Here is a 15,457-nt window from a genome sequence, read left to right as displayed (position 1 = left end):
CTAGCGCCATTGGTTGAGCAGCGACCGTTGCTCGCGCTGCGCAGCCTCCAGCGAGACAGGTCTGAGGCGGATCACGCTGCCTGGCAGGCACTGCGCGAGCTGCGCCACAGCCAAGGGTGTCAGTGCACCGAGCCGGGGATAGCCGCCGATTGTCTGGCGGTCGTTGAGCAGAATGATCGGCTGGCCGTCGGCCGGAACCTGAATCGCGCCCAGCGGAATTCCTTCGGAAACCATCGACGAAGCCTTGCAATGAAGCGTCGGGCCGAGCAAGCGGACGCCCATTCGATCGGCGCGCTGATCGACGACCCACTCGCCATTGAATGCCGCAAACAGGCTCGTCCCGCTGAAGGCGGCGATCTGTGCCCCTGGCACCACTGAAAGGACACCGCCGGACAGCGCCGTTATCGCTTGTGCTGGCAGTTCCCTCGAGACGGCAGCGTGGCCCTGCCAGCACAAGCGGTCGCCCACGCGCAGCGCGCGCCCGTCGTCTGCGAGCCCACCCATCTGCTCCCGCCTCACCGTTGCGCAGCTCCCCAGCACTCGCGGGGCCTGAAAGCCGCCCGGAGCGGCTAGATAGGCGCGGACGCCATGACGTGGCTGGCTGAAGGTCAGCAGCTGGCCCCGGCTGATCGTGAAGGCGTGCCCCGGTGCGATGGGCTGGCCGTCCAGCGTTGCGCCGAGATCGGCGCCACAGATGGCGAGGCGGGCATCGGTCTCGGCGCGTAGCCGGAAGTTTCCGAGGGTCACCTCCACCACCGGCGCGGCAAGAGGGTTGCCGAGCAGCCAGTTCGCCCAGGCGCAAGAGAGCCAATCCACCGCGCCGCCCTGGGTCACCCCGAGGTGGCGAACACCGAAACGCCCACGGTCCTGAATGCTGGCGAGTGCGCCGGCCTGCTCGACGACCAGGCTCATGGCGCGGCCTCGAACGGGCTGTCGTCGCCGCCCAGGCGGATGAATTCGGTGCGCTCGACCGCGACGAAACGTACCCGGTCGCCAGGTTGCAATAGGCTGTAGCGGTCGGACTCGCGGTCGAACAGGCGCGTCGGACTGCGGCCGATCAGGTTCCAGCCGCCCGGTGACTGCGCCGGATAAATCGCGGTCTGCCGGTCGGCGATACCCACACTGCCAGCCGGTACCTGCTTGCGCGGTGTGGCCAGGCGCGGGCTGGCGAGCCGCTCATCGACCAGTCCGAGGAAGGCGAAGCCCGGCGCGAACCCGAGGGCGAACACCTGGTAAACATGCGCGCTGTGTAGTTCGATGACCCCGCCGACGCCCAACCCGCTGCGCTCGCCAAGGTATTCCAGCTCAGGGCCGACGTGGCGGTCATACCACACCGGGATCTCGTGCAGGCGGCCGCTTCGGGTCGTTGCCGGGCGCAGGCCATCAAGGGTGGTAGCGATCAGGCCGCGCGCCTGGCGATCATCGAGCAGGTTCAGGTCATAGTGGACGAGGAGTGTGGTGTAGGAGGGCACGAGGTCGATCAGCGCGGTACCGAAGGCCTCCTCGATGCGGTCCCTGGCGGCGAGCAGCCAGGGCATGTTGCCTTCGTCGATCTGGTCGAAAAGTCGCAGCATCAAGCAATCGACGCCGACCACCTCGATTTGCGGCTTCACGGTGTGATCGCCTGTAAGGACTGGCGAATGCGCTGCACGGCGAGAATGGAAGCGGCATTGTCGCCATGCACGCACAGCGTGTCGGCCTGCAGGGTCAAGGTGCCGCCATCGTGGGTGGTGAGGGCCTCGCCGCGAGCCAGGCGCAGGGCCTGGTCGGCCACCCTGTCGCTGTCATGGTGAACCGCGCCTGGCAGCTTGCGGTTCACCAGCATGCCGGCGTCGTCATAAGCGCGGTCGGCGAAAACCTCGAACCACAGGGTGATGCCCATCTCCGCAGCCATCGCCTGGCTGGCACTGTTGTCACGAGTGGACATCAGCATCAGCGGCAGGCTGTCGCTGTAGGCCTTGATCGCTGCCATCACAGCCCGTAGCAGCTCCGGCTCACGCATCATGTCGTTGTACAGCGCACCGTGAGGCTTGACGTAGCGGACCTGGGTTCCTTCGGCACGGCAAATCCCCTCGAGCGCGCCGACCTGATAGAGCAGCATGTTCTCCACTTCGGCAGGCGTACAGGCCATGGAGCGACGGCCGAAACCGACCAGATCCGGATAGCCCGGATGTGCGCCGATGAGCACGCCATGCCGTTGTGCGAGTGCAACCGTGCGGCGCATGACTTGCGGATCGGATGCATGGAAGCCGCAAGCGATGTTGGCGCAGTCGATGAGCGGCATCACTTCGGCGTCGAGGCCCATCGTCCAGGCGCCGAAGCTCTCGCCAATGTCGCAGTTCAATAACAGGCGTCCCATTTGGAAGGCTCCTTCGAATGGTCGATGCGCAGCGGTGTAGCGGATGGCCAGGCGCCGTGGTTGCGTTAGATTATCCGACATAGCGCCGGCAGCCTGCACGAGTGCCGGATTCGACATTGCTGTATGCTTGCCCGCCTCGTCGGCCAAGCCGGCGGAGCCAGGTCATGATCCGTTCCGATCCGCTGAGTCCCTTTGCTTCGCAGGCGGCCCGCAGGGCAAGCAGTTCACGCCCTCAATCCGTTATGACCGAGACCGGAACCCATGCGTATCGAACCCCGCCCCCTGCCCGAGCAGCTGCCAGACCTTGGCGAGCTGCCGCCGCTGCTGCAGCGCCTCTACGCGGCCCGTGGCGTGACTTGCGCGGAGGAGCTGGACAAGGGGTTGGCGCGGTTGATTCCTTATAAGCAGCTCAAGGGCATCGATGCGGCAGTCGAGCTGCTGGTCGAGGCGCTGGAAAAGCGCCAGCGCATCCTGTTCGTCGGCGATTTCGATGCCGATGGCGCTACGGCCAGCACGGTCGGCGTGCTCGGACTGCGCCAGCTGTGTGCCGCCCACGTCGATTACCTGGTGCCCAATCGTTTCGAGTACGGCTACGGCCTGACCCCGGAAATCGTCGCCGTCGCCTTGCAGCGCGAGCCCGAACTGCTGGTGACCGTGGATAACGGCATCTCCAGCGTCGATGGCGTCGCGGCGGCGAAGGCGGCAGGGCTCAAGGTGCTGGTCACCGACCACCATCTGCCGGGCCACGAACTGCCGGCGGCCGATGCCATCGTCAATCCCAACCAGCCGGAATGCACCTTCCCGAGCAAGTGCATCGCCGGGGTTGGCGTCATCTTCTATGTGCTGCTCGCCCTGCGCGCGCGGCTGCGTGAGCTGAACTGGTTCGCCCGTCAGGGCTGGGCCGAGCCGAACCTGGCCGAGCTGCTCGATCTGGTGGCGCTGGGCAGCGTCGCCGACGTGGTGCCGCTGGACGCCAACAACCGCATCCTCGTCCATCAGGGCCTGGCGCGAATTCGCGCGGGGCGGGCTCGGCCGGGGTTGCGGGCGATTCTCGAGGTTGCCGGGCGCGATCATCGACGCATCACCTCTACCGACCTTGGCTTCATTCTCGGGCCGCGACTGAATGCGGCCGGTCGACTGGATGACATGTCGCTGGGCATCGAGTGCCTGCTCTGCGAGGACGAGGCGCTGGCGCGCGACATGGCGACCCAGCTCGACGAGCTGAACAAGGATCGCAAGGCCATCGAACAGGGCATGCAACGCGAGGCGCTGGCGCAGCTCAAGGATCTGCCACTGGAGGACCTGCCGTTCGGCCTGTGTCTGTTCGAGGCGGACTGGCACCAGGGCGTGATCGGCATCCTGGCTTCGCGCCTCAAGGAGCGCTACCACCGCCCGACCATCGCCTTCGCCGATGCTGGCGACGGGCTGCTCAAGGGCTCGGCGCGCTCGGTGCCGGGCTTTCATATCCGTGATGCGCTGGATGCGGTCGCCGCCAGGCATCCCGGCCTGATCAGCAAGTTCGGCGGGCACGCCATGGCGGCCGGGCTGTCGCTGCCACAAGCCAACTTCGGTGCCTTCGCCGCGGCCTTCGATGCCGAAGTGCGCCGCCAGCTGTGCGAGGACGATCTCACCGGTCGGCTACTCACCGACGGCCAGCTCAGCGTCGAAGAATTCCATCTGGAGCTGGCGCGTGCGCTGCGCAACGCCGGACCCTGGGGCCAGCATTTTCCCGAGCCGATGTTCCATGGCGTGTTCCAGCTGGTGCAGCAACGTATCGTCGGTGAGCGCCATCTCAAGCTTGTGCTCAAGAGCGAATGCGGATCGCTGACGCTGGACGGTATCGCCTTCAACGTCGACCGCGAAATCTGGCCGAACCCGACAGTGCGCTGGGCGGAGCTGGCCTACAAGCTCGACGTCAACGAGTATCGCGGCCAGGAAAGCGTGCAGCTGATGGTGGCGCATATCGCCCCGCGCTGACCGATGCATGCCAGCCGACGATAGGCCGGCTGAATCGGCTGGCATTCCCCGCCGGAACGTTCGATTGTTGCCTGCCGCCGCCGCGCCTAGAGTGGCGAGACAACAACAGCGCCATGCGGGAACCCGAAATGAGCGACATCAGCGTCCATCACCGTGCCTGTCATCTGTGCGAAGCCATCTGCGGCCTGACCATCCAGACCGAAGGCGAGCGCATCCTTTCGATCAAGGGCGACCCCCTCGACAGCTTCAGCCGCGGCCATATCTGTCCGAAGGCAGTGGCGCTGCAGGACATCCAGAACGACCCCGATCGCCTGCGCCACCCCATGCGCCGCTGCGGCGAAGAGTGGCAGGCCATCAGCTGGGACGAGGCCTACGAGCTGGTCGCCGAGCGCCTGGCCGAGATCCGCGAGCGGCACGGCAGCAATGCCGTGGCCATCTACCAAGGCAACCCGAGTGTGCATAACTACGGTCTGACGACCCACAGCAACTACTTCCTCGGCTTGCTGAAAACGCGCAACCGCTTCTCCGCGACCTCGGTCGACCAGCTGCCGCACCACCTGACCAGCCACCTGATGTACGGCCATGGCCTGCTGCTGCCGGTGCCGGACATCGATCACACCGATTTCATGCTGATTCTCGGCGGCAACCCTTTGGCCTCCAATGGCAGCATCATGACCGTGCCCGATGTGGAGAAGCGGCTGAAGGCGATCCGCGCCCGCGGCGGCAAGCTGGTGGTGGTCGACCCACGCCGCAGCGAGACCGCGGCCATCGCCGATCAACATCTGTTCGTGCGCCCCGGACAGGACGCGGCGCTGCTGTTCGGCCTGCTCAACACCCTGTTCGAGGAAGGCCTGACGCGTGCCAGCGAACTGCCGCTGGACGGCATCGAGGAGGTGCGCACGGCGATCGCCGCCTTTACGGCAGAAGCGATGAGCGCCCGTTGCGGTGTTCCTGCCGAGCAGATCCGCCAATTGGCGCGGGACTTCGCGGCGGCGGACAGGGCAGTCTGCTACGGCCGCATGGGCGTTTCGACCCAGGCGTTCGGCACGCTCTGCCAGTGGCTGGTGCAGCTGATCAACCTGGTCACCGGTAATCTCGATCGGGTCGGTGGCGCGCTGTGCACCGAGCCGGCGGTGGATCTGGTGGAGACCACCAAGGGCGGCCATTTTGACGCCTGGCGTAGTCGGGTGTCGCAATTGCCCGAATATGGCGGCGAACTACCGGTAGCGGCATTGGCCGAAGAGATGCTTGAGCCTGGGGAAGGGCAGGTGCGTGCGCTGATCACCGTGGCCGGCAACCCGGTGCTCTCCACGCCCAACGGCCGCAAGCTGGAGCAGGCGCTGGATGGCCTGGAGTTCATGCTCAGCGTGGACTTCTACATCAACGAGACGACCCGCTATGCCGATGTGATCCTGCCACCGACCGCACCGCTGGAGCACGACCATTACGACGCGACATTCAATCTGCTCGCCGTGCGCAACGTCACCCGCTTCAACCAGCCGGTGCTGCCCAAGCCCGAGGGCGCGCTGCATGACTGGGAAATCTTTATCGGCCTGGCCGAGGCCTACGCCGGGCGGGTGGGCGTCGAGCTCAAGCCGACCATGCCGCCGCAGCAGATGATGGACCTGGCGCTGCGCCATGGGCCCTATGGTGACAAGTCCGAGCGCAAGCTGAGCCTGGCAGCGCTGGAGGATTATCCCCACGGGCTGGATCTCGGGCCGCTCAAGCCGAATCTGGCGCGGCGCTTGAAAACGCCGAACAAGCGCATCCAGGCCGCGCCGGCGCTGATGCTGGACGATCTGCAACGTTTCGCTGCGCAGCCCCAGGCGGGTGCCGACGAGCTGTTGCTGATCGGCCGCCGCCATGTACGCAGCAACAACTCCTGGATGCACAACTACCAGCGCCTGGTGAAGGGTAAGCCGCGTCATCAGTTGCTGATGCACCCGACCGACATGGCGGCGCGGGCGCTGCAGGATGGCCAGCGGGTGCGCGTGCATTCGCGGGTCGGCGTGGTCGAGGTGGAGGCGCTGGCCAGCGAGGAGATGATGCCCGGCGTGGTCAGCCTGCCGCACGGCTGGGGCCATGCGCGGCCGGGCGTGCAGCTGGATATCGCGCGACAGCAACCGGGCGCCAGCAGCAACGACCTGACCGACGAGCGCCAGCTGGACGTTTCCGGCAACGCCGCGCTCAACGGTGTGCCGGTGCAGGTCAGCGCCGCCTGACGAGCGGCTTCGCCAGCCTCGGGCTGGGCACGGGCGCGGAAATGGTCTCTACTGATGGGTGTCCAACCCGCATCCATGACAGTAGAGGCCGACATGTCCCAGCTTTTCCAGCCGCTTACCCTGCGCCAGCTCAAACTGCCCAACCGGATTGCCGTATCGCCCATGTGCCAGTACTCGGCGAAGGCGGGGATGGCCAACGACTGGCATCTGGTGCATCTGGGCAGTCGAGCCGTCGGTGGCGCCGGACTGGTGATCGTCGAGGCGACGGCGGTCAGCCCTGAGGGGCGTATTTCGCCGGACGACCTCGGCATCTGGTCCGATGAGCATGTCGAGCCGCTACGCCGTATCACCCGCTTCATCGAGGCGCAGGGCGCGTTCGCCGGCGTGCAGCTGGCCCATGCCGGGCGCAAGGCGAGTACGTGGCGGCCCTGGCTCGGCAAGCATGGCAGCGTGCCCATCGCCGCTGGCGGTTGGACCCCGGTCGGCCCTTCGACCATTGCCTTCTCGCCTGAACATGCCGTGCCGACGGCGCTGGACGACGCCGGCATCGCGGGCGTCGTGCAGGCGTTCGTCGAGGCGGCCGAGCGCTCATTGGCAGCCGGCTTCAAGGTTGCCGAGGTACATGCGGCCCATGGCTACCTGCTGCATCAGTTTCTTTCGCCGCTATCCAATCAGCGCCAGGATCGCTACGGCGGCTCGTTCGACAACCGTATCCGCCTGCTGCTGGAGGTCACCGCTGCGGTGCGCCAGGTCTGGCCCGAGCAACTGCCGCTGTTCGTCCGTCTTTCGGCGACCGACTGGGTCGATGATGGCTGGAATGCAGACGAAACGGTCGAGCTTGCACGGCGGCTCAAGGATGTCGGCGTCGACCTGATCGACGTGTCGTCGGGCGGCACCGCGGCCAACGCCGATATTCCAGTCGGGCCGGGCTACCAGACGCAGTTCGCCGAGCGCGTGCGCAAGGAGGCGGGTATCGCCACCGGTACGGTCGGCATGATCACCGAGGCGGTGCAGGCCGAACACATCCTGCGTACCGGCCAGGCCGACCTGATCCTGCTCGCCCGCGAACTGCTGCGCGACCCGTACTGGCCGCTGCATGCCGCCGAATACCTGCGCGACGGGTCGGTGGCCTGGCCGGCGCAGTACGTGCGTGCCGCCCATCGCGACACGCCGATCCGTCAGGTGCCCGAGTCGTTCGACTGAGCACTGCTGTTCAATCCTGATCCAATCCTTTTGGGGACTTCGATGAAAACCAGTGGCCTTCTCGATCAACTGCTCAGGTCCGGTCAGGACCTGCTGCAGAAGCAGCAATCCAGTGCAGGTGGCAAACCTGGCAAAGGCGGTTTGAGCGACCTGCTTTCCGGCGTTGGCGGCGGTTCGCTCGGCAATGCCCTGTCGGGCGCCGGCGGCGGCGCGCTGGCAGCCGGTGCCATGGGCCTGCTGCTGGGCAACCGCAAGGTACGCAAGATGGGCGGCAAGGCGGTGACCTACGGCGGTCTGGCGGCACTCGGGGTGCTGGCCTACAAGGCGTACAGCAACTGGCAGGCACAGCAGGGCGGGACGCAGCAGCAGACGCCACAGACCATCGATCGCCTGCCGCCGGCAGAGGTCGAGGTCCACAGCCAGGGCATTCTCAAGGCACTGGTGGCAGCAGCCAAGGCCGACGGCCATGTCGATGCCCGAGAGCGTCAACTGATCGAGGCGGAGCTGGGCAAGCTGGCCGATGCTGATCTGCAGCAGTGGCTGGAGGCCGAATTGAACAAGCCGCTGGACCCGGCCGACGTGGCCAGTGCCGCCAGCACCCCGGAGATGGCTGCGGAGATGTACCTGGCCAGCGTGTTGATGGTCGACGAGGAGCATTTCATGGAGCGTGCCTACCTCGACGAACTGGCTCGCTGCCTGCAGCTCGATCCGCAACTCAAAGGCGAACTGGAAAGCCAGGTACGTGGTGTCAGTGCCTGACCAGCCATCATGAGGGCAAATCCGTTTCCTGACAGTCTGCCGGCACGCCCAGCGGGCTGTCAGCACGGGTTGGCTGAGTTATAATCGCCGGCTTTTGCACCGTCCGATTGAGAGCTGCCTACCTATGGAAATCAACCCGATCCTCAACAGCATCAAGGACCTGTCCGAGCGCACCCAGTCAATTCGGGGGTATCTTTGACTACGATCAGAAGCATGATCGTCTCGTCGAAGTAAACCGCGAACTCGAAGACCCGAACGTCTGGAACAAGCCCGAATACGCCCAGAGCCTGGGCCGTGAACGCGCTACCCTGGCGCAGATCGTCGAAACCATCGACGACCTGACCGGTAGCCTGGCCGATTCGCGCGACCTGCTGGAAATGGCCGCCGAAGAAAACGACGAAGGCGCCGTGAACGACATCGTGGCCGAAGTCGAGCGCCTGCGCGAAATTCTCGAGAAGCTCGAGTTCCGCCGCATGTTCAGCCACGAGATGGACCCCAACAACTGCTACCTCGATATCCAGGCTGGCTCCGGCGGTACCGAGGCCCAGGACTGGGCCAACATCCTGCTGCGCATGTACCTGCGCTGGGCCGACAAACGCGGCTTCAGCGCCGAGATCGTCGAGCTGTCCGAGGGTGAGGTCGCCGGCATCAAGGGCGCCACCGTACACATCAAGGGCGAATACGCCTTCGGCTGGCTGCGCACCGAGATCGGCGTGCACCGCCTGGTGCGCAAGAGTCCGTTCGACTCTGGCGCCCGTCGCCACACCTCGTTCTCGGCGGTATTCGTATCGCCCGAGATCGACGACAAGGTGGAGATCGAGATCAACCCGGCCGACCTGCGCATCGACACCTACCGCTCCTCTGGTGCCGGTGGTCAGCACGTCAACACCACCGATTCGGCAGTGCGTATCACCCACGTGCCGACCAATACCGTGGTGGCCTGCCAGAACGAACGTTCCCAGCACGCGAACAAGGATACCGCCATGAAGATGCTGCGGGCCAAGTTGTACGAGCTGGAAATGCAGAAGCGCAACGCCGCCTCTCAGGCGCTGGAAGACAGCAAGTCGGACATCGGCTGGGGCCACCAGATCCGTTCCTACGTGCTCGACGACTCGCGCATCAAGGATCTGCGTACCGGCGTGGAACGCAGCGATTGCCAGAAGGTGCTCGACGGCGACCTCGACGGGTACCTCGAAGCCAGCCTCAAACAGGGGCTCTGAGCGCAGCCGCACGCCTCAAGCCGCAAGCACCCCATTGAAACGATTTGACCGGGACGACCCGCAATGAGCGAACAACCGCTGAACCAGCACGCCATCCAAGAGGAAGAAAACAAGCTGATTGCCCAGCGCAAGGAAAAGCTTGCTGCCGTGCGTGAGCAGGGCAATGCCTTCCCCAACGACTTCCGTCGCGACCGCTATGCAGGCGACCTGCAGAAACAGTACGCGGAGAAGACCAAGGAAGAGCTGGAAGCGGCGGCCATTCCGGTCAAGGTCGCCGGGCGCATCATGCTCAACCGCGGGCCGTTCATGGTGCTGCAGGACATGAGCGGGCGCATCCAGGTCTACGTCGATCGCAAGACCCTGCCGGCCGAGCAGGTCGAGGCGGTCAAGCACTTCGACCTGGGCGACATCATCGCAGCCGAGGGCACCCTGGCGCGTTCGGGCAAGGGCGACCTCTACGTCTACATGAACAACGTGCGCCTGCTGACCAAGTCGTTGCGCCCGCTGCCGGACAAGTTCCACGGCCTGACCGACACCGAGCAGCGCTATCGCCAGCGCTACGTCGACCTGATGGTCAACGAGGAAGTGCGCGAGACCTTCCGCGTGCGCTCCCAGGTCATCGCCCACATCCGCAAGTTCCTCGCCGAGCGCGACTTCCTCGAAGTGGAAACGCCGATGCTGCAGACCATCCCTGGCGGCGCCGCGGCCAAGCCGTTCGAGACCCATCACAACGCGCTGGACATGCCGATGTTCCTGCGCATCGCACCGGAGCTCTACCTCAAGCGTCTGGTGGTCGGGGGCTTCGAGCGCGTGTTCGAGATCAACCGCAACTTCCGTAACGAAGGCGTCTCGACCCGGCACAACCCCGAGTTCACCATGCTCGAGTTCTACCAGGCCTATGCCGACTACGAAGACAACATGGACCTGACCGAGGAGCTGTTCCGCGAGCTGGCCCAGGCCGTGCTCGGCAGCACCGACGTGCCCTATGGCGACAAGGTGTTCCACTTCGGCGAGCCCTTTGCGCGCCTGTCGGTGTTCGACTCCATCCTCAAGTTCAACCCGGAAATCTCGGCCGCCGATCTCAATGATCTAGAGAAGGCCCGTGCCATCGCCAAGAAGGCGGGCGCCAAGCTGCTCGGTCACGAAGGCCTGGGCAAGCTGCAGGTGATGATTTTCGAGGAGCTGGTCGAGCACAAGCTGGAACAGCCGACCTTTATCACCGAGTACCCGTTCGAGGTTTCGCCGCTGGCCCGGCGCAACGATCGCAACCCCAACGTCACCGACCGCTTCGAGCTGTTCATCGGCGGCCGCGAGATCGCCAACGCCTATTCCGAGCTCAACGATGCCGAGGATCAGGCCGAGCGCTTCCATGCCCAGGTGGCCGATAAGGATGCTGGTGACGACGAGGCCATGCACTTCGATGCCGACTTCGTTCGTGCGCTGGAATACGGCATGCCGCCGACCGCTGGCGAGGGCATCGGCATCGACCGTCTGGTGATGCTGCTGACCAACTCGCCGTCGATCCGCGACGTGATCCTCTTCCCGCACATGCGTCCGGAACTCTGATCCACTGAGCGTCAACCGACCTGCAGTGTGCCGGCCTTGGCCGCCGCGGGTATAACCTCAAGGGTACGGGTCATCCGTGAAGAGGGACCGATGAACAGCCGTAACAACCTGGACGAGTATCAGACCATCGTGCGCGGGCTGTCCGACCGCATCGTCGAGGCGCAGACGCCGGTGCGCGTGCTGGACGCAGTGAAGTGGGACGAGAATACCCGCCAGGGCTTTTTCGCCGCCAAGGGCCGCGAGCTGCCGAAGATTGATCGCGGCTACTACGAAGGCCGCCCGCTGGCCTTCGACTCCAGCGCGAAGAAGCAGGAATTCCAGGACATCGAGCGCGACATCACCCGTCAGCTCGGCCAGTTCAACCCGGTCGGGCAGATCATGCGGCGCATGTGCAAGGAATACCGCATGGTCATCCGCATGCTCGAGGCGCGTGGCACGCCGGACTTCGGCATGATCTCCCAGGAGCTCTACGGCGCGGCGTCCGACGCCTTCCACGCGGGCGACCCGACCCTGGCCGACCTCGGCCTGATGCTCTCCGACTACCTGAACAACATCGCCGACCGCGGCGACCTGCGTGACGAGCCGAAGAATCTCACCGCGCCGCAGGCCGTGGAGCTGCTGCAGAAGCGCCTGGATGTGGTGTTCGGCGAAGGCGAGGGCGTGATCCGCGTCTTCGAGTCCGACGGCATCCTCGCCGACGCTGCGGCCGGTGCCGACTACATCAAGATCCGCAGCGACGCGCTGTTCAACGAGCGTGACGTACGCGCACTGGAAGTCCACGAAGGGCTGGTGCACGTCGGCACCACGCTCAACGGGCAGAACCAGCCGATCTGCACCTTCCTGGCCAAGGGGCCGCCGTCTTCCACGGTCACTCAGGAAGGCCTGGCAATCCTGATGGAGGTGATTGCCTTCGCCTCCTACCCGACGCGCCTGCGCAAGCTGACCAACCGCACCCGCGCCATCCACATGGCCGAGGAGGGCGCAGACTTCCTCGATGTTTTCGCCTTCTTCCGCGAGCAGGGCTATGGCGACGACGAGAGCTACAGCAACGCCAGCCGCGTGTTCCGCGGCTCGACCCCCGATGGCCTGCCCTTCACCAAGGACCTGTCCTACCTCAAGGGCTTCATCATGATCTACAACTACATCCAGCTCGCCGTGCGTAAAGGCCGGCTCGAGCAGATCCCGCTGCTGTTCTGCGGCAAGACCACGCTGGAGGACATGCGCACGCTGCGCCAGCTGGTGGACGAGGGCATGGTCGCCCCGCCCAAGTACCTGCCGCAGCAGTTCCAGGACCTCAATGCGCTGTCGGCCTGGATGTGCTTCTCCAACTTCCTCAACCACCTGAGCCTCGATCGTATCGAAGCGGACTACGCCAACATCCTCTGAACCGACTCGGCGCAGGCCCCGAATCAATCATCACGCAAGGAAGCGTAACGACATGGAAAACTCCGTCTTTGCCCGTCAGTCCAGCCCACTGGACCGTACCCTCTCGGCTGGCGCCTACAACCTCGTCATCGGCCTGACCCTCTGCTGGGGCTTCTGGGTCAACTGGTGGATGGTCGGCAACATTCCGGTCGAGTCCATTCGCAGCATCCATCCCTGGCTGTTCTTCGGTGGCTACTTCGCCAGCTGCCTGACCGGCGCATGGCTGTTTCACAGTTCGAACAAGCCCTGGGTCAGTTTCCTCGGTTACAACCTGGTGGTGGTGCCGTTCGGGCTGATCGTCAACCTGGTGGTCAGCCGCTACGACAGCGCGCTGGTGCACGAGGCGATCCGTATCACCGCGCTGGTCACCCTGGGCATGATGGCGCTCGGCACGCTGTTTCCGCGCTTCTTCGCCAGCATCGCCAGCGCACTGACGGTGGCGCTGCTGCTGGTGATCGTCGTCGAACTGGTCGAGCTGTTCATCCTTGGCATCCACCATGGCGTGATCGACTGGATCGTGGTGCTGATCTTCTGCGGTTATGTGGGCGTCGACTGGGGGCGGGCGAACCAGATCCCCAAGACCCTGGACAATGCCGTCGACAGCGCCGCCGCGCTCTATATGGACATCATCAACCTGTTCCTGCGTATCCTGCGCATTCTCGGGCGCAAGTAGGCGAGGGCCGGCCGAGGCCGCTCTCGCCGCGCTGCAATCACAGGACCAGGAGCTCGCCGTGACCAGTCACGAACTCGAATACGAAATCCTCGGACAATCCGCGCAGAGCGTGGAGATCATCCTCGACCCCGGCGAGACGGTGATCGCCGAGGCCGGCGCGATGAACTACATGACCGATGGCGTGCGCTTCGAAGCACGCATGGGCGATGGCTCGGCGAGCGGTGTGCTCGGCAAGCTGTGGGGCATGGGCAAGCGGATGATCACCGGCGAGTCGCTGTTCCTCACCCATTTCACCAATGAAGGCAAAGGCAAGTCGCGTGTGGCCTTCGCGGCGCCTTATCCCGGTACGGTGGTGCCGGTGGACCTCGCCGCGGTAGGCGGCACGCTGATCTGCCAGAAGGATTCCTTTCTCTGTGCCGCTTTCGGCACGCGGATCGGGGTGAGCTTCAGCAAGCGCATCGGTGCCGGCTTCTTTGGCGGCGAAGGTTTCGTCCTGCAGCGTCTGGATGGCGATGGGCTGGCCTTCGTACATGCCGGCGGAACGGTAATCCGCAAGGAGTTGAACAACGAAACCCTGCGCCTGGACACTGGGTGCCTGGTCGCGTTCACCCAGGGCATCGACTACGACATCCAGCTGGCCGGTGGGCTGCGCAGCATGCTGTTCGGCGGCGAAGGGCTGCTGCTGACGACCCTGAAGGGCACCGGCAGCGTCTGGATCCAGAGCCTGCCGTTCTCGCGGCTGGCCGAACGGGTCTACGAGGCGACCTACCAGGCCCGCGGCGAAACCCGTGCCGGTGGAAAATGAGGCGACTCGCAGCGCGCCAGATTTGTCACAATCCGCTTTTGACTTTGTCCTGCCGAGATTATCCATGTCCGAACGTAATCTGATCCCCTATATCCTCACCGCCGTCGGCACCGTCATCGGGACGGTCGGGGTGCTCAGCTACTACGGCTACGTGCATGTCGCCAAGCCCGAGGATGCCTTGTTGCTGGCGGACTTCACCATGCTCAAGACCATACCGGGCGAGGATTATCGGGTATCGCTGAAGCCGGCGTCGCAGGTGGCTCAGTGCATCGATGGTGTGCTGGTACTGTTCGATACTGAGCAGAAGGGCCTGACCGGCGTGCTGGTGGACAACAGGAAGCGGGCAGTGCGCTGCATGGGTCAGGACGCGCCGCAGGAGAGCAAATAGAACAGCCCGTCAGGGCGACGGGCTGCAAAAGGGACTGGGCATCAGTGCGCGATGCCCATGCTTCACGGTCACTCCATCGACGAGCGTGGCGCGACGCGCTTGTCGTCGTTGGAGATGGTCACCTCGACGCGGCGATTCATCGCGCGGCTGGACGGCGAGTCGTTGCTCGCAACCGGGTACTGCTCGCCATAGCCCACCGCCTGGATGCGCTGTGGGTCGACGCCCGCGTGGGTCAATGCGCGGCGCACGGATTGGGCGCGGCGCTCGGACAGCTGCTGGTTGTAAGAGTCGGAGCCGGTGCTGTCGGTATAACCCTCGACCACCACCTTGCGCTCCGGATTCTCGTTCAGGAACTCAGCAAGCTTCTGGATGCCGCGCATACCGGCGGGTTTCAGTTCGGCCTTGTCCAGGTCGAACAGCACGTCACCGAAGGTCACCAGCGTGCCGCGTTCGGTCTGCTTGGCCTGCATGTCTTCCTGCAGCTTGCGAATCTGCGCCTCGCGCGCTTCCAGGCGCGCCTCGGCGCGCTGTGCCGAAGTCTTGCCCAGCTCCTCTTCGGCGCTGCGCAGGGCAATGGTCTGTTCGGCCAGCTCGATGCGGCGCTTGGTCAGGTAGGCCAGCTGGTCCACCGTCTCCTCGTCCGCATCGTTCAGATAGGCCTTGTTGGCCTTGTCCAGCATGGTGCCGGCATCCTGGGTCTCCAGCGCGGCCAACTTGTTGGCACGCGAGTCGGCCTGCAGCGCGGAGTAGCTGCTGCGGGCTTCTTCGAGGTTCTGATTGGGCTGGTTGGCGCAGGCCACCAGGCCAATGCTCAGAGCCAGAAGAGTCGGTAGGGTTACGAGCTTGTGCATGACGAATTC

The 15,457-nt window shown here is 64.9% G+C and carries 14 protein-coding genes; 10 read left to right on the top strand and 4 right to left on the bottom strand.

The genetic code is table 11. The features are described from left to right. The 3 genes from HZR81_RS04865 to HZR81_RS04855 are packed head-to-tail and all read right to left on the bottom strand — an operon-like array spanning window position 1 to window position 2,359. Window positions 1-912 carry a 5-oxoprolinase subunit C family protein gene (locus HZR81_RS04865; protein ID WP_500127462.1) on the bottom strand — a complete coding sequence of 304 codons (912 nt, stop codon included), beginning with the start codon at window positions 910-912 and terminating at the stop codon, window positions 1-3. Then, window positions 909-1,613 carry a 5-oxoprolinase subunit PxpB gene (gene pxpB, locus HZR81_RS04860; RefSeq protein WP_500127461.1) on the bottom strand — a complete coding sequence of 235 codons (705 nt, stop codon included), beginning with the start codon at window positions 1,611-1,613 and terminating at the stop codon, window positions 909-911. Before pxpB ends, HZR81_RS04865 begins: the two co-directional genes overlap by 4 nt. Beyond that, window positions 1,610-2,359 (bottom strand): 5-oxoprolinase subunit PxpA, encoded by a 750-nt coding sequence (locus tag HZR81_RS04855; protein WP_500127460.1) that lies wholly within the window; start codon window positions 2,357-2,359, stop codon window positions 1,610-1,612. Before HZR81_RS04855 ends, pxpB begins: the two co-directional genes overlap by 4 nt. A gap of 261 nt (window positions 2,360-2,620) precedes the next feature. Here HZR81_RS04855 and recJ point away from each other — a divergent pair, with 261 nt between their 5' ends. The 10 genes from recJ to HZR81_RS04805 all read left to right on the top strand — a co-directional run bounded on the left by recJ (window position 2,621) and on the right by HZR81_RS04805 (window position 14,597). Then, window positions 2,621-4,336: a single-stranded-DNA-specific exonuclease RecJ gene (gene recJ, locus HZR81_RS04850; protein ID WP_500127459.1), complete on the top strand. Its 1,716-nt coding sequence runs from the start codon at window positions 2,621-2,623 to the stop codon at window positions 4,334-4,336. Between the two features lie 128 nt (window positions 4,337-4,464). Then, complete coding sequence (locus HZR81_RS04845) at window positions 4,465-6,558, top strand: molybdopterin oxidoreductase family protein (RefSeq protein ID WP_500127458.1); 2,094 nt, start codon at window positions 4,465-4,467, stop codon at window positions 6,556-6,558. A gap of 93 nt (window positions 6,559-6,651) precedes the next feature. Continuing rightward, entirely contained in the window at window positions 6,652-7,761 is a 1,110-nt protein-coding gene (locus tag HZR81_RS04840; protein WP_500127457.1) for an NADH:flavin oxidoreductase/NADH oxidase, read from the top strand. A 42-nt stretch (window positions 7,762-7,803) separates the two neighbouring features. Continuing rightward, entirely contained in the window at window positions 7,804-8,520 is a 717-nt protein-coding gene (locus HZR81_RS04835) for a tellurite resistance TerB family protein (protein ID WP_110776401.1), read from the top strand. A gap of 124 nt (window positions 8,521-8,644) precedes the next feature. Next, window positions 8,645-9,740, top strand: a protein-coding gene (gene prfB / locus HZR81_RS04830) for a peptide chain release factor 2 (RefSeq protein ID WP_100218733.1) whose coding sequence is annotated in 2 segments (ribosomal slippage) — window positions 8,645-8,716 and window positions 8,718-9,740 — 1,095 coding nt in all. Because the reading frame shifts where the segments join, the coding sequence is not laid out codon by codon here. 63 nt (window positions 9,741-9,803) lie between these two features. Further along, complete coding sequence (lysS, locus tag HZR81_RS04825; RefSeq protein ID WP_133456592.1) at window positions 9,804-11,306, top strand: lysine--tRNA ligase; 1,503 nt, start codon at window positions 9,804-9,806, stop codon at window positions 11,304-11,306. Window positions 11,307-11,396: 90 nt separating this feature from the next. Further along, complete coding sequence (locus HZR81_RS04820) at window positions 11,397-12,692, top strand: flavohemoglobin expression-modulating QEGLA motif protein (protein ID WP_110776403.1); 1,296 nt, start codon at window positions 11,397-11,399, stop codon at window positions 12,690-12,692. 52 nt (window positions 12,693-12,744) lie between these two features. After that, complete coding sequence (locus tag HZR81_RS04815) at window positions 12,745-13,404, top strand: Bax inhibitor-1 family protein (protein WP_500127456.1); 660 nt, start codon at window positions 12,745-12,747, stop codon at window positions 13,402-13,404. Window positions 13,405-13,462: 58 nt separating this feature from the next. Then, window positions 13,463-14,209: a TIGR00266 family protein gene (locus HZR81_RS04810; RefSeq protein ID WP_270053479.1), complete on the top strand. Its 747-nt coding sequence runs from the start codon at window positions 13,463-13,465 to the stop codon at window positions 14,207-14,209. Window positions 14,210-14,273: 64 nt separating this feature from the next. Then, window positions 14,274-14,597 (top strand): PA3694 family proteiin, encoded by a 324-nt coding sequence (locus HZR81_RS04805; protein ID WP_102840090.1) that lies wholly within the window; start codon window positions 14,274-14,276, stop codon window positions 14,595-14,597. Window positions 14,598-14,665: 68 nt separating this feature from the next. Here the strand turns inward: HZR81_RS04805 and lptF are convergent, their stop codons facing one another. Continuing rightward, entirely contained in the window at window positions 14,666-15,448 is a 783-nt protein-coding gene (lptF, locus tag HZR81_RS04800; RefSeq protein WP_500127455.1) for an OmpA family protein, read from the bottom strand. Window positions 15,449-15,457: the final 9 nt, after the last annotated feature.

The sequence above is a fragment of the Pseudomonas sp. LM13 genome (assembly GCF_041381355.1).
GTDB lineage: Bacteria > Pseudomonadota > Gammaproteobacteria > Pseudomonadales > Pseudomonadaceae > Stutzerimonas > Stutzerimonas frequens.
The sequence above is the reverse complement of the archived record's forward strand: the minus strand, read 5'-3'. Positions and strand labels throughout refer to the sequence as shown.

What these genes read in the sequence shown, in the direction of transcription:
- HZR81_RS04855 (WP_500127460.1), bottom strand. Translation starts at nt 2,359, where the DNA reads ATGGGACGCCTGTTATTGAACTGCGACATTGGCGAGAGCTTCGGCGCC.
- HZR81_RS04840 (WP_500127457.1), top strand. Translation starts at nt 6,652, where the DNA reads ATGTCCCAGCTTTTCCAGCCGCTTACCCTGCGCCAGCTCAAACTGCCC.
- HZR81_RS04820 (WP_110776403.1), top strand. Translation starts at nt 11,397, where the DNA reads ATGAACAGCCGTAACAACCTGGACGAGTATCAGACCATCGTGCGCGGG.
- lysS (WP_133456592.1), top strand. Translation starts at nt 9,804, where the DNA reads ATGAGCGAACAACCGCTGAACCAGCACGCCATCCAAGAGGAAGAAAAC.
- HZR81_RS04845 (WP_500127458.1), top strand. Translation starts at nt 4,465, where the DNA reads ATGAGCGACATCAGCGTCCATCACCGTGCCTGTCATCTGTGCGAAGCC.
- HZR81_RS04865 (WP_500127462.1), bottom strand. Translation starts at nt 912, where the DNA reads ATGAGCCTGGTCGTCGAGCAGGCCGGCGCACTCGCCAGCATTCAGGAC.
- lptF (WP_500127455.1), bottom strand. Translation starts at nt 15,448, where the DNA reads ATGCACAAGCTCGTAACCCTACCGACTCTTCTGGCTCTGAGCATTGGC.
- HZR81_RS04815 (WP_500127456.1), top strand. Translation starts at nt 12,745, where the DNA reads ATGGAAAACTCCGTCTTTGCCCGTCAGTCCAGCCCACTGGACCGTACC.
- recJ (WP_500127459.1), top strand. Translation starts at nt 2,621, where the DNA reads ATGCGTATCGAACCCCGCCCCCTGCCCGAGCAGCTGCCAGACCTTGGC.
- HZR81_RS04805 (WP_102840090.1), top strand. Translation starts at nt 14,274, where the DNA reads ATGTCCGAACGTAATCTGATCCCCTATATCCTCACCGCCGTCGGCACC.
- HZR81_RS04835 (WP_110776401.1), top strand. Translation starts at nt 7,804, where the DNA reads ATGAAAACCAGTGGCCTTCTCGATCAACTGCTCAGGTCCGGTCAGGAC.